Annotated in this window: 15 protein-coding genes; 14 read left to right on the top strand and 1 reads right to left on the bottom strand. The window is 65.6% G+C overall.

Annotated elements, in window-relative coordinates:
* A partial coding sequence (locus tag JSE7799_RS08800; RefSeq protein WP_055663283.1) for an XRE family transcriptional regulator occupies nt 1-664 on the bottom strand: 664 nt, incomplete at its 3' end.
* 113 nt (nt 665-777) lie between these two features.
* Between JSE7799_RS08800 and JSE7799_RS08795 the strand changes: the two genes are divergently transcribed.
* From JSE7799_RS08795 to JSE7799_RS08735, 14 genes are all read left to right on the top strand, one after another.
* Nucleotides 778-1,461: a hypothetical protein gene (locus JSE7799_RS08795; protein WP_055663282.1), complete on the top strand. Its 684-nt coding sequence runs from the start codon at nt 778-780 to the stop codon at nt 1,459-1,461.
* A gap of 201 nt (nt 1,462-1,662) precedes the next feature.
* Nucleotides 1,663-1,959: a helix-turn-helix transcriptional regulator gene (locus JSE7799_RS08790; protein WP_055663281.1), complete on the top strand. Its 297-nt coding sequence runs from the start codon at nt 1,663-1,665 to the stop codon at nt 1,957-1,959.
* A gap of 35 nt (nt 1,960-1,994) precedes the next feature.
* Complete coding sequence (locus JSE7799_RS08785) at nt 1,995-2,309, top strand: hypothetical protein (RefSeq protein ID WP_245624842.1); 315 nt, start codon at nt 1,995-1,997, stop codon at nt 2,307-2,309.
* The gene (locus JSE7799_RS08780; protein ID WP_222101726.1) at nt 2,309-2,842 is read left to right on the top strand and encodes a hypothetical protein; all 534 of its coding nucleotides are present in this window, start codon (nt 2,309-2,311) and stop codon (nt 2,840-2,842) included. The genes JSE7799_RS08785 and JSE7799_RS08780 overlap by 1 nt, the downstream gene beginning before the upstream one ends.
* A complete protein-coding gene (locus JSE7799_RS08775) occupies nt 2,839-3,609 on the top strand; it encodes a hypothetical protein (RefSeq protein WP_055663279.1) in 771 nt (256 codons plus the stop codon). The genes JSE7799_RS08780 and JSE7799_RS08775 overlap by 4 nt, the downstream gene beginning before the upstream one ends.
* Complete coding sequence (locus JSE7799_RS21020) at nt 3,599-3,748, top strand: hypothetical protein (RefSeq protein WP_186201884.1); 150 nt, start codon at nt 3,599-3,601, stop codon at nt 3,746-3,748. The genes JSE7799_RS08775 and JSE7799_RS21020 overlap by 11 nt, the downstream gene beginning before the upstream one ends.
* A complete protein-coding gene (locus JSE7799_RS08770) occupies nt 3,748-4,494 on the top strand; it encodes an ATP-binding protein (RefSeq protein WP_055663278.1) in 747 nt (248 codons plus the stop codon). The genes JSE7799_RS21020 and JSE7799_RS08770 overlap by 1 nt, the downstream gene beginning before the upstream one ends.
* Nucleotides 4,495-4,517: 23 nt before the next feature.
* Nucleotides 4,518-5,030, top strand: a complete 513-nt coding sequence (locus JSE7799_RS08765) for a DUF669 domain-containing protein (RefSeq protein ID WP_055663277.1) — start codon at nt 4,518-4,520, stop codon at nt 5,028-5,030.
* A gap of 65 nt (nt 5,031-5,095) precedes the next feature.
* Nucleotides 5,096-5,458, top strand: coding sequence for a hypothetical protein (locus JSE7799_RS08760; protein WP_055663276.1), 363 nt, complete (start codon nt 5,096-5,098; stop codon nt 5,456-5,458).
* Nucleotides 5,458-6,402 (top strand): PD-(D/E)XK nuclease family protein, encoded by a 945-nt coding sequence (locus JSE7799_RS08755; RefSeq protein ID WP_055663275.1) that lies wholly within the window; start codon nt 5,458-5,460, stop codon nt 6,400-6,402. The genes JSE7799_RS08760 and JSE7799_RS08755 overlap by 1 nt, the downstream gene beginning before the upstream one ends.
* On the top strand, nt 6,396-8,150 hold the full coding sequence (locus JSE7799_RS08750) for a DEAD/DEAH box helicase (RefSeq protein WP_083480400.1): 1,755 nt from the start codon (nt 6,396-6,398) through the stop codon (nt 8,148-8,150). Before JSE7799_RS08755 ends, JSE7799_RS08750 begins: the two co-directional genes overlap by 7 nt.
* Complete coding sequence (locus JSE7799_RS08745; RefSeq protein ID WP_055663274.1) at nt 8,147-8,371, top strand: DUF6511 domain-containing protein; 225 nt, start codon at nt 8,147-8,149, stop codon at nt 8,369-8,371. Before JSE7799_RS08750 ends, JSE7799_RS08745 begins: the two co-directional genes overlap by 4 nt.
* The gene (locus JSE7799_RS08740; RefSeq protein ID WP_055663273.1) at nt 8,371-10,359 is read left to right on the top strand and encodes a PriCT-2 domain-containing protein; all 1,989 of its coding nucleotides are present in this window, start codon (nt 8,371-8,373) and stop codon (nt 10,357-10,359) included. The genes JSE7799_RS08745 and JSE7799_RS08740 overlap by 1 nt, the downstream gene beginning before the upstream one ends.
* Nucleotides 10,360-10,453: 94 nt before the next feature.
* A partial coding sequence (locus tag JSE7799_RS08735) for an IS256 family transposase (RefSeq protein ID WP_055663272.1) occupies nt 10,454-11,647 on the top strand: 1,194 nt, incomplete at its 3' end.

The raw sequence follows: 11,647 nt of genomic DNA, 5'->3' as shown, positions 1-11,647 counted from the left end.
CGAACCAACGGATGCGGCCGACGATGTGGATCTCGTCGGCCGTTCTTTCGTATTCGGGGTAGTGCTTGTTGTCCGAAATCACCCGGACTGCCGGTGGGTCACTGTTGGGGATGTGCTCCAGCCGCTTCGCCACCAGCCCCAGTCCATCGTCGAGTACGAAGATCCCCGGCGGGTTCGGGGCCCGCTGGTTGAGATCGACAAGCACGGTATCCCCGTCCAGCAATGTGGGCGTCATGCTGTCCCCTTCGACATGCATGATGCGCAGCTGTGACGGGCTCGCCTTGAGGCTGCCTTTGATCCAGGACCGGCGGAAGTGATACGGACGGCCCGGCGCCTCGTGATCCTCGGCCACGACCGCACCGCCGCCCATCGAGGGCCGCGGGCTGGCATGCGCGATTGCCACGAAGGCCTCGTCGGGCTTTTCAATAAAGGGCGACGCCCCCTCGACCTCACCGATGCCATGTAGCAGCCACTCCCGCTCGACTTTCAGCACCCGCGCAACTTCGGCCAGCTTGCCGATGCCGGGACGTGCCGACCGGCCGCGCAGGATGTCGTAGATGAAGGAACGGTTCACACCGGCCATTTCGGCGACATGAGCGGGGCTGAGGCCAAGCTGCTGTGCTCGGGCGCGAAGGCGGTCGGATAGCGTGTGATGCTCGGTCATGTTCCCACCGGCTCATGGATGATGTTGGACAGAACAGGATTGATGGGCTCCCGTCAAGCCAATAGGAACGCATAGTGAACATCTGGCAAGAGATTCGTCGAGAGGGGACGCGCGTGAACATCGACAAGACCTATTTCACGCTCCCCGAGATCCTTGAGCGATGGCAGATCAGCGAGGCAGACCTGACCTACCTGGCCGAGAACGATCGGCTGCGCCTTTCGGTGCGCGTCTTCGAGGCCCCGGTCGAGTTCGGTCATTATGAGAGTTTGGCCGAAGGCGAGCGGCGCCGCGTGACTTGGGAGCAGGTGAGCTATAGCGGCTTGCTCGATCTGCATGCGCGCGATGTCTTTCAGCTGTTCCGCTGCGGCGAGATCCATCTGAGCAATTTTCGCACGCCGCGCGCGGATTACGCCGCGCTCCAAGGCGATGCCCAGCCGGTCTTCGTGATGATCGGGGACCTTCTGCTGCGGCGTGCGGAGCGCGACCGGTTCGAGGTCGAGAGCGGCTTCGCTACGGGCGGGCAGAGAGCCAAGGCGCCGAACTTCATGCATTCGGCCGGCTACCAGGAGGTTCGCTGCGACGGTCACCGGTTCAAGCTGGGCCCGATCCAGGCGGAGGTGATCCGGGCGCTGCACGCAGCGGCGCTGGCGGGCGAGCCATGGCAGAGCGGCAAGGCGATCCTGTCGGGCGCCGGCTCAAAGAGCCTGCGCATGGCCGATGTCTTCAAGTCGCAGGAGAACTGGCGACAGCTCGTCCGCTCCGACCGCCGTGGCGGATACCGCCTCAACCTCGGCTGATTTGCCTGCGCCGCACTCAGCGGCAGGGGATGGTGAGGGGGATGAGCGGGGGATGGAAGGGGATCAGATGGCGCCTCAAGCGCACAGAGCCCTGTCCCATATGGACGTTCTGATCCCCCTCCGCATCCCCCGCAAATCCTGACGACATCCCACACTTCAATCCGGCAATGTCTCCTCAACGACGCATGAGAGGAGACCCCGATGTTGCAGACACAGAACTTGAACCAGAAGGAGCTGGCGCGGCGCTGGGGGATCTCCCACCGGACGCTGGAACGCTGGCGTTACGCCGGCAAAGGTCCGGCATATCTCAAGCTGGGCGGACGCGTGCTCTACCGGCTGGCCGACATCGCGGAGTTCGAAGAAAGCCAGCTTCAGCGGGCGGTACGGATCAGCGAGGCCGTCGCCCGGACCGGGCAATCGCCGCGACAACTGACAGTCGATCCCACGCGAGCCCCCTGCCCCACCGTCCCGCTGCGGCGGTCGCTGCGGGCATGTTGATGGCGGCCGCAAACCAAAGTGGACGGCACATCGCCGTGCTGCGCCTGACAGATATCGAACTCTACGCCTGGATTGCACAGGCAAAGGCTGGCGCATGGCTGGAATACCACCGCGGCTTTCTCGGGATCGATGTCACGCCGGGGATCTCGCTTCTGCCGGAGCCGGAGCGACGCCGGCTGGCGGATCTCGGACAGGCAGCGCTCGGCGCCTTCGAGAAGGGACTGGTGCATCTCGCACAGACGCGCGTGGGGGCCAACCGGTTCGCCTATCTCGCCATCGCGCGCCCCAGGCCCGGAGCCTCCGCTGTCTCACTGTCCGAGCTGCTGCTCAACGAGCTGCAGGCCGCGTGATGACCGCCTTCCAGTCCTTCTTTGCCGATCATGGAGACCTCTACATGCCCTACCCCGACAACGCCCCCTCCCCCGACGATTTGCCAGCGCTGAACGTCGCCGAGATCGCCGCCCTTCCGGTCGAGTTGCTGGCCATCCTGCAGCGCGAGATCGACGCGCGCCTGAAGCGCGACAAAGCCGCCAAGGCGCGGTTCGATGCCGCACTGGCCGTCCGCTACGCCACCCGCACCGCCGAGGAGCGACACGCCGCGGACAAGGACACCGGCACGGTTCGCTTCGATGACGGCGATTTCACCGTGGTCGCCGACCTGCCGAAACGGGTCGATTGGGATCAGGACCGCCTCGCCGCGATGGTCGCGCGCATCCGCGCCGCCGGAGACGATCCCGCGCAGTACGTCGACATCGCCTTCAAGGTGCCGGAGCGCAGATACGCAGCTTGGCCCGACGCGATCCGGGCCGGTTTCGAGCCCGCGCGCACCGTACGGCCCGGCACGCTCAAGGTCACGCTCGAGCCGAACGAGGCCGCGCAATGACAGCGCTGGCCCATATTCCCAACCCCGCCAAAGATCTGCCGAGCCTGATCGAGCGCGCCGCGACGATGCTGTCGGGCGCCAAGACAGCCGCGGAGGTTCTGGAAGCGCGCGAGGCGGCAGGACTGGCCTACGATGTGGCCAAACGCGCAGCACGCATGAAGAGCGCCAAGGCCGCGCATGATGATCTGGTCGCCGCCGCACACCGTGCCCAGGCCGACGCGCTGGAGATCGAGGCCGCTGCGAAGCGCCGTCTTGCTGACGAATACGATGCGGCTCAGGCCCGCGGTGACGTCATGGGCCGCGCGCGGAGCTGCGTTGGAGAAGACAACGCACCTGCCACCGCCGCCGATCTCGGCCTGCGCCGCGACCAGATCCACGAAGCCCGTCAGCTCCGCGATGCCGAGACAAACGATCCGGGCATCGTCCGCCGCACGCTCGACGAGCGGCTCGAGCGTGGCGAGGAACCGAACCGCACCGCCCTGCGCAAGATGGTCACGGATGCCGCCATGCGGGGACTGCGCCCTCAGCGCAAGCCCACCCGCCGGAACCCGCTCTATGTCCCGCCGACGCCGGCGCAAGCGGCCTGGCAGCATGTGACCGGCACGTTCCGTGCCTTTGCCGAATGGGCCACGGACGAGAACCTCGCTCTGGCGCGGCAAGGCATGCGCGAGGCGCAGGACGCCCCGTTTCACGACCTCGATGCCAGGGCCATCGCCGAGGGGTCGGCAGCTTTTACAACAATCAAGGAGTGGATCGATGCTCGATAGCCGATCAGCGGCTTTTGCCGAACGGATCACCGAGGCCGACCGGCTGGATGCGCTGTTTGCGGCGGTCACAGCGGGATCGACCGATGCTCCGCCGACGATTTCTCATCCCTCCATGCAGCAGCCAGAAGGAGTCCACTGATGGCCATTTCTCTCGCATCCCTGCGCACGACCTCGACGCTGACGCCTCCGCGTATCCTGATCCACGGCGTTGCTGGTGTCGGCAAATCCACCTTCGCGGCTGACGCGGACAGGCCCGTGTTCGTGATGACCGAGGATGGTCTTGGCAAGCTGCAGGTCCCGCATTTTCCGTTGGCGACCAGCTATGCCGAGGTGGCGGAGGCGCTCGACGCACTGCTGGATGAGGACCACGATTTCGGGACTGTCGTCGTTGACAGCGTCGACTGGCTGGAGCCGCTGATCTGGGCCGAAGCCTGCAAGCGCAATGGCTGGCAATCGATCGAAACCCCCGGTTTCGGCAAGGGCTATGCCGAGGCGCTGACCGTCTGGCGCGAATATCTCGACAAGCTGAATGCACTGCGCGACCGGAAGGGCATGGTGGTCATCCAGATTGCCCATACCGACATCAAGCGTTTCGACAGCCCCGAGCACGAGCCCTACGACCGGTATGTCATCAAGTTGCAGACCCGCGCCTCGGCGCTGCTGCAGGAGCACTCCGACGTGGTGCTTTTCGCCAATTACCAGATCTCGGTCGCCAAATCCGATGTCGGCTTCAACAAGAAGGTAACCCGGGCGCTCGGGTCCGGTGCGCGCGTCATGCACACCGAAGAGCGCCCCGCCTTCCTCGCCAAGAACCGCTACGGCCTGCCGGACACGCTCGAGCTCAGCTGGGCCGAGTTTCTCGCGGCCATGCCCCAACCCGAATGATCCAGACCTGAAAGGACAAGACCATGGCACGTTTCGATACGTCTTTTGACGCCACCAGCATCGAGCCCACCACCGCCTACGAGCTGCTGCCCGCCGGCAAATACCGCGCCCAAATCGTCGAAAGCGAGATGCGCGTCACGCGCAACGGCATGGGCCAATTTCTCTGGTTGATGCTCGACATCCTCGACGGGGAACACAAGGGCCGGAAGATCTTCGATCAGCTCAACCTGGTGAACCCGAACCCGACCACGGTCGAGATCGCGCAGCGCACTTTGTCGGCGATCTGCCATGCGACGGGCAAGATGCAGGTCAGCGACAGCGCGGAACTGCACCTGATCCCGATGACGATCCAGGTGAAGATCAGGCCCCCGAAGAACGGCTACGGCGAGAGCAACGCCATCGCCTATCTGCCGCCCGAGCGTGGGGCAACCCCGGCTGGTGCCGCCCGGCCTGCGGCAACCCCCGCGGCGCCGCCCCCCACGCAGACCGCAGCGCCCGTCAAGATGGCCTCCGCTCCCTGGAACAAGAAGGGCTGATGAACCGCGCTGCCCTGTCCCCCTGACGGGCGGGGCAGCGCCCACCCCCATCCGAGGAAGCTCCCATGACAGATCCGAACAACGCGGCCCCCGTGGCCGTGATCAGCCCCGGCTTGCCTGATGACCAGCGCCGGCTGATCGACCTCGACGACGATATCGCCAAGATCCGCACGCAGATCGCGACTGCCGACCTGGCACGCCAGCGCGGCCACAAGCCGATCGATCCCGACTGGTTCCACCGGGCCCGGACCGCGCTGCGCCACCTCAGCCGCGAGCGGGCGGAACTGCTCGCGAAGGGCACCGGCCGCCGCCGCCGCGAAACGCTGAAGGACGCCCTGATCGACATTTTGCGCTCACGGCACGACCCGGAGACCTGGAATGGCATTCTGGTCGAGGCCCAGGCCCGCAGCGAACGGGAGGGCCTGTGATGGCAGATCTTCCCGCCGCTCCCACGCCAACGCTCTCGGCCATCCATGCGTCCTATGAGGCCCGCCAGGGAGATGGCTTTCGCGATCACCTCGGCGCGTCGATCATCGGCAAATCCTGCGCCCGTGCGCTCTGGTATGATTTCCGCTGGGCGACGCCGTCCCATCATTCCGGCCGCCTGCTGCGCCTCTTCGAGACCGGGCAGCTGGAAGAGGACCGGATGGTGCGCAACCTGCGCGCCACCGGCGCGACCGTGCTCGAGGTGGATCCGGACACCGGCCGCCAATTCCGTGTCGAGGACCATGGCGGTCATTTCGGGGGCTCGCTCGACGGCGTAGCACTCGGCCTGCTGGAAGCGCCGAAGACCTGGCATGTGCTGGAGTTCAAGACGCACTCCGCCAAGAGCTTTGCCGATCTGACCGCCAAGGGCGTGGTGCTGTCAAAGCCCCAGCACGCGGCGCAGATGCAGGTCTACATGCACCTGACGGGGATCACCCGCGCACTCTACATGGCGGTCTGCAAGAACACCGATGCGCTGCATGTCGAGCGCATCGAGGCTGACGGCGCGATGGCCGAACGCCTGCTCGAAAAGGCCAACCGGGTCATCTTCGCACAGCATCCGCCCGCGCGGATCAGCGAGGACCCGGCCTGGTTCGAGTGCCGGTTCTGCGATCATCATGCCGCCTGCCACGAGGGTGGCGGTGCGGCCGTGACCTGCCGCTCCTGCCTGCACTCCACCGCACTGCACGGCGGGTGGCATTGCGCCCGGCACGAACGGATGCTCGCGCCTGCCGAGCAGCGCGCGGCCTGCAATTGCCATCTCTTCATTCCCGATCTCGTTCCGGGTGAGGTCGTCGATGCGGCGGAGGACATCGTCACCTACCACATGGCCGATGGCAGCACCTGGGAAAACGATGCCCGACCCACGGAGGACGCGCCATGCTGACCCTGCGCCCGTATCAACAGGCCGCGATCACCGCGATCTACGGCTATTTCCAGACCCACACCGGCAATCCGCTGGTGGTCATTCCGACCGCTGGAGGCAAGAGCCTCGTGATGGCCGCCTTCATCGAGGGCGTGCTGAAAGCCTGGCCCGACCAGCGCGTGCTCGTCGTCACCCATGTCCGCGAGTTGATCGCCCAGAACCATGCCGAGATGATCGGGCTCTGGCCCGAGGCCCCTGCAGGCATCTATTCGGCGGGGCTCGGCAAGCGCGAGGCGCAGGCGCGCGTCCTGTTCGCCGGCATCCAGTCCATCCACCGCCGCGCCCGCGAGATCGGCTATACCGATCTGGTGCTGATCGACGAGGCCCACCTGATCCCGGGCAACTCGAGCACGATGTATCGGCGCTTTCTCGTCGGGCTGGCGCAGATCAACCCGGCGCTCAAGGTGATCGGTCTCACCGCCACGCCGTTCCGGACGGGCAGCGGCATGCTGCATGAGGGCAAATCGGCGCTCTTCACCGACATCGCCTACGAGGCGCCGGTGCGCGAGTTGATCGATGCGGGCTATCTCAGCCCGCTGGTCTCCAAGCAGCCCGCGACGCGGCTGGATGTGTCGAAGGTCGGCACCCGCGCTGGTGACTTCATCGCGCATGACCTGGCGGCCGCGGTCGATCAGGACGCCATCACCTGCGCCGCTGTCACCGAGATCATCGACTACGGCAAGGATCGGAGATCCTGGCTCGCCTTCTGCTCGGGCGTCGACCACGCGCGCCATGTCGCCGAAGAGTTCCGGCGCCAGGGCATCACCTGTCAGACCATCTTCGGCGACACGCCGAAGGAGGAGCGGGATGCGATCATCGCCGCCTTCAAGCGCGGCGAGATCCGCGCGCTGGCCTCGATGGGCGTGCTGACGACCGGCTTCAACGCGCCCGGCGTCGATCTGATCGCGTTGCTGCGCCCCACGAAATCTGCCGGCCTCTATGTCCAGATGGTCGGTCGCGGGACACGCCTCAGTGCGGATACCGGCAAGGAGAATTGCCTCGTTCTGGACTTCGCCGGCAATGTCCGCCGCCACGGCCCGATCGACCTGGTGCGCCCAAAGCGCCCCGGTGAGGGCGGCGGGGGTGAGGCCCCCACCAAGGTCTGCCCGATGTGCGAGAGCATCGTGGCGCTATCGGCCACCGAATGCCCGGACTGCGGATACGAGTTTCCCGCGCGCGAGGTGAAACTCGTCCCGACCGCCGCCACGCTGCCGGTGCTGTCGCCAAAGGCGCCGAAAGCGCCGCAATGGCTGCAGGTGAGCGACGTCTCATACCGGCGGCACGACAAGCGCGGAGGGCGGCCCTCGCTGAAGGTCACCTATAGCTGCGGCCTCACCACCTACAGCGAGTGGGTCTGCTTCGAGCATCAGGGCTACGCGTGCCAGAAAGCCGCGGACTGGTGGCGCACGCGCGCGCGGGGTCTGCCCGTGCCGCTCAGCGTCGATGGGGCCATTGCGCAGGCAGGCCGGATCAAGACTCCCAGTGCGATCTCGGTCCGTCCCTCAGGCCGCTATTTTGAAATCACCGGTCACAGGTTCGACCCATGCACCAAATCCACGCCGGCCTCTGCGGCGTCTGCCACCGGGAACCTCGCGGACTTGGCTGGTTCAACCCGATCTTCCCCGTCTCGGACCACCGGCGGGACGCCAGCCGGAAGCACCTCTGTTCCCGGACCTGCCAGGACATCTGTCACGGGAGGAAGGGCATGATCGATCCGACCCCCAATGAAGCCGAGGCGATGACCGTCGGTGGCCAACAGGGCGGCGAATACCTCGAGAGCATCGGCAAGTCCGATCTCGTCACCCTGACCGAGACCGAATGGGACCGCTTCATCGATGCGGTGGTCACCGGCTACTGCGACCACCTGCGCGAGCTTGCGGGCAACGACCGCACGCGGCTCGACGCCATGACCCCCGAGGTGTCTTTCTGATGGCCGATACATCCTGGATGGCGCGGATCGGCGCGCGCCTCGTCACCAATGGCTATGCCATCCTGCCGATCGGTCCGGGCACCAAGAAGCCCGGGCAGTTCACGCGCGGGGCGTGGGCCGATTATCCGGAATGGAACCGGCACGCCGCACGGGCCACGACAGAAGTCGAGATCGCGACCTGGTCGGCTTGGCCCGATTGCGGGATCGGTATTGTCGGCGGCGCGGTCGCGGCGGTCGATATCGACATTGCCGAGGACGCGGAATTGGCGTTCCGGATCGAGCAACTGGCGCGGGACCGGCTGGGCGACACCCCCGCGTTGCGGATCGGCAAAGCCCCGAAACGGATGCTGATCTACCGCACGGCTGAGCCGTTCCGGGGGATCAAGCGCCATCCGCTGGAGGTGCTCTGCCTCGGTCAGCAGTTCGTGGCCTATGCCATCCACCCGGACACGGGCGCACCTTATGCCTGGCCGGAGGAAGGGCTGGCCGATCTCGATATCAGTGATCTTCCGGAGATCGCTGCCGAAGCAGCGGCCGCGTTCCTCGACGAGGCCTACGCGCTGCTGCCCGAGACCCTGCGTCAGCGGAATCTCGCGACTGGCATCCCTTCGGCCGACCACCTGCGGAGCCACAGCCAGGTCGGGACCTTGCCCGCGATAGAGGCGGCGCTCGCGTGGCTGCCCAATGCCGAGCTCGACTACGACAGCTGGATGCGGATTGGCATGGCCCTGAAAGGCGCGCTCGGGGAGGCGGGGGCGGATCTGTTCTCGGACTGGTCGGCGCAGGCCGCGAAGGACATGCCCGCAATCACGGCCAAGGCCTGGGCCAGCTTCAAGCCCGACCGGATCGGCGCAGGCACGATCTACCACCTCGCCATGGAGCGCGGCTGGCAGCCTGATGCCTTTCTGTGTCTGGACGGCGCTGCAGCCTGCGATGGCGAGCATCCAGCGGCGGGGCTGTTGTCGAGGCTGAACGTTCCATCCGAGCAAGGCGGCGACACCCCGGTCAGCCCGCCGTTCACGCTGGTGATGCCGGACGGCCTGGTGGGCGATCTGACGGAGTACATGCTGACGACCGCCAGGCGTCCGCAGCCGCTGCTGTCGCTCGGGGCGAGCCTGTGTGCGATCGGCGCGCTGATGGGGCGGCAATACCGGACCGAGAGCAACCTGCGCTCGAACCTCTATGTCGTGGGGATCGCCGACAGCGGATCGGGCAAGAACCACGCCCGCGAGATCATCAACGAGGTCTTCTTCGAGGCGGGCCTTGCCCATCACCTCGGCGGCAACAAGATCGCCTCCGGCGCGGGTCTCCTGACCGCGCTCCACCGCCAGCCCGCAATCCTGTTCCAGATCGACGAGTTTGGCATGTTCCTCGCGGCCGCCGCTGACCGCAAACGCAGTCCGCGCCACATCACCGAGATCCTCGACAACATGACCGAGCTCTACACCGCAGCGGGCGGGATTTTCCTCGGCGCGGAATATGCCAACCGGGACGGCTCGAACGAGCGGCGTGACATCAACCAGCCCTGCCTCTGCGTCTACGGCACCACGACCCCGCTGCACTTCTGGGGCGCGTTGCAGGGCGCCAACGTGGTTGATGGCTCGCTCGCGCGTTTCCTGATCCTGCCGAGCGACGAGGATTATCCGGACGAGAACATCGCTGTGGGCATCCGGCAGGCTCCGCCTGCGCTGATCCGGGGCCTGCAGGGTGTTGCGGCAGGTGGCGGGCATCAGAAGGGCAACCTGATAGGCAAGACGGCCGATCAGAACACGACCGTGACACCGATGATCGTCCCCCTTACCGATGAAGCGCGGGCGCGGTTCAAGGCGCTAAGCGTCGAATTGACGGGAGAGTTGCGGGCTGCCGCGGGGACGGCCTTCACCGCAATCCTGGCTCGCATTGGTGAAAATGCGCTGAAGCTCGCCATGATCGTGGCCGTGGGGCGTGACCCGGTGCGTCCCGAGATCGACATCACGGCCGCCGACTGAGTTATGCCCGAAAGTTGGTGATGGCCTGAAGTAGGCGGCATATCATGGCGGTGTTCACGCGCCGTCAGTCTCAAAAGAGAAAGGATATGCCACCATGGCCAAATCTACCGTTGTCCCGTTCGAACTGCCATCGGAATTTTCTGCGGATCCGTTGACCGAGGTAATCCAAGCTGGGGCCAAGGAGCTTCTGCGAACGGCGGTTCAGGCGGAGGTATCCGCCTTCCTCGCCGAGCATGCGCATCTTCTGGACGAGGAGGGCCGCCAGCGTCTTGTGCGCCATGGTTTTCTGCCCGAGCGCGAGATGATGACCGGGATCGGGACCATTCCTGTGCAGGTCCCGCGCGTGCGCGATCGCGGCCGCAATGAAGATGGGAGCAAGATCAAGTTCCGCTCGGCGCTGGTACCGCCGTATTTGCGCAAGGCGAAGTCGGTCGAGGAGTTGCTACCTTGGCTGTACCTGAAGGGCATCTCGACGGGCGACTTCAGCGAGGCACTGGCGGCGCTCCTCGGACCTGATGCCGAGGGGCTGTCGTCCTCGACCATCACGCGTCTGAAGGCCGCGTGGTGGGAGGAGTACGAGGCCTGGCGCAAGCGCGATCTCACGGGCAAGCGCTACGTCTACATCTGGGCGGATGGGGTCTACTTCACGCCACGCCTGGACGGCGATCGCCAATGTATGTTGGTGATTATTGGCGCCGACGAATACGGCGAGAAGGACATTCTCGCCATCACAGACGGGTTCCGTGAGAATGCCGACAGCTGGTGCGACCTGCTGAAAGGGCTGAAGAAGCGCGGCCTGACTGTGCCCCCGGAACTGGCCACAGGCGATGGTGCGCTCGGGTTCTGGACGGCCCTGCGGGATGTCTTCCCCGACACGCGCGAGCAGAGATGTTGGGTTCACAAGACCGCCAATGTGCTGGGCGCGACCCCCAAATCCATGCATGAAAGGGTCAAGGCCGATCTGCAAGACATCTGGATGGCCGAGACGAAGAAGGAGGCGAATGCCGCCTTCGATCTCTTCGTCGAAATCTACGGCGCGAAGTACGAGAAGGCTGTGGCCAAGCTGGTGAAAGACCGTGACGAGCTGCTGGCCTTCTACGACTTCCCGGCCGAGCACTGGAAGCACATTCGGACCACGAACCCGATCGAGAGTGTCTTCGCCACGGTCAGGAACCGGACCCGCAAAACCAAGGGCTGCCTGAACCGCAAGACCGCCCTCGCCATGGTCTTCCGACTCATGAAGTCAGCCAAGAAGAAGTGGCGGAAGATCAACGGGCCAAACCGTCTG

The organism is Jannaschia seosinensis, assembly GCF_001408515.1.
GTDB classification, from domain to species: domain Bacteria; phylum Pseudomonadota; class Alphaproteobacteria; order Rhodobacterales; family Rhodobacteraceae; genus Jannaschia; species Jannaschia seosinensis.
This window is presented reverse-complemented; position numbering and strand designations above follow the sequence as displayed.

Excerpts from the sequence above, each read along its gene's own strand:
- JSE7799_RS08790 (WP_055663281.1), top strand. The coding sequence starts at position 1,663 with ATGTTGCAGACACAGAACTTGAACCAGAAGGAGCTGGCGCGGCGCTGG.
- JSE7799_RS08780 (WP_222101726.1), top strand. The coding sequence starts at position 2,309 with ATGACCGCCTTCCAGTCCTTCTTTGCCGATCATGGAGACCTCTACATG.
- JSE7799_RS08775 (WP_055663279.1), top strand. The coding sequence starts at position 2,839 with ATGACAGCGCTGGCCCATATTCCCAACCCCGCCAAAGATCTGCCGAGC.
- JSE7799_RS21020 (WP_186201884.1), top strand. The coding sequence starts at position 3,599 with ATGCTCGATAGCCGATCAGCGGCTTTTGCCGAACGGATCACCGAGGCC.
- JSE7799_RS08770 (WP_055663278.1), top strand. The coding sequence starts at position 3,748 with ATGGCCATTTCTCTCGCATCCCTGCGCACGACCTCGACGCTGACGCCT.
- JSE7799_RS08765 (WP_055663277.1), top strand. The coding sequence starts at position 4,518 with ATGGCACGTTTCGATACGTCTTTTGACGCCACCAGCATCGAGCCCACC.
- JSE7799_RS08760 (WP_055663276.1), top strand. The coding sequence starts at position 5,096 with ATGACAGATCCGAACAACGCGGCCCCCGTGGCCGTGATCAGCCCCGGC.
- JSE7799_RS08755 (WP_055663275.1), top strand. The coding sequence starts at position 5,458 with ATGGCAGATCTTCCCGCCGCTCCCACGCCAACGCTCTCGGCCATCCAT.
- JSE7799_RS08750 (WP_083480400.1), top strand. The coding sequence starts at position 6,396 with ATGCTGACCCTGCGCCCGTATCAACAGGCCGCGATCACCGCGATCTAC.
- JSE7799_RS08745 (WP_055663274.1), top strand. The coding sequence starts at position 8,147 with ATGATCGATCCGACCCCCAATGAAGCCGAGGCGATGACCGTCGGTGGC.
- JSE7799_RS08740 (WP_055663273.1), top strand. The coding sequence starts at position 8,371 with ATGGCCGATACATCCTGGATGGCGCGGATCGGCGCGCGCCTCGTCACC.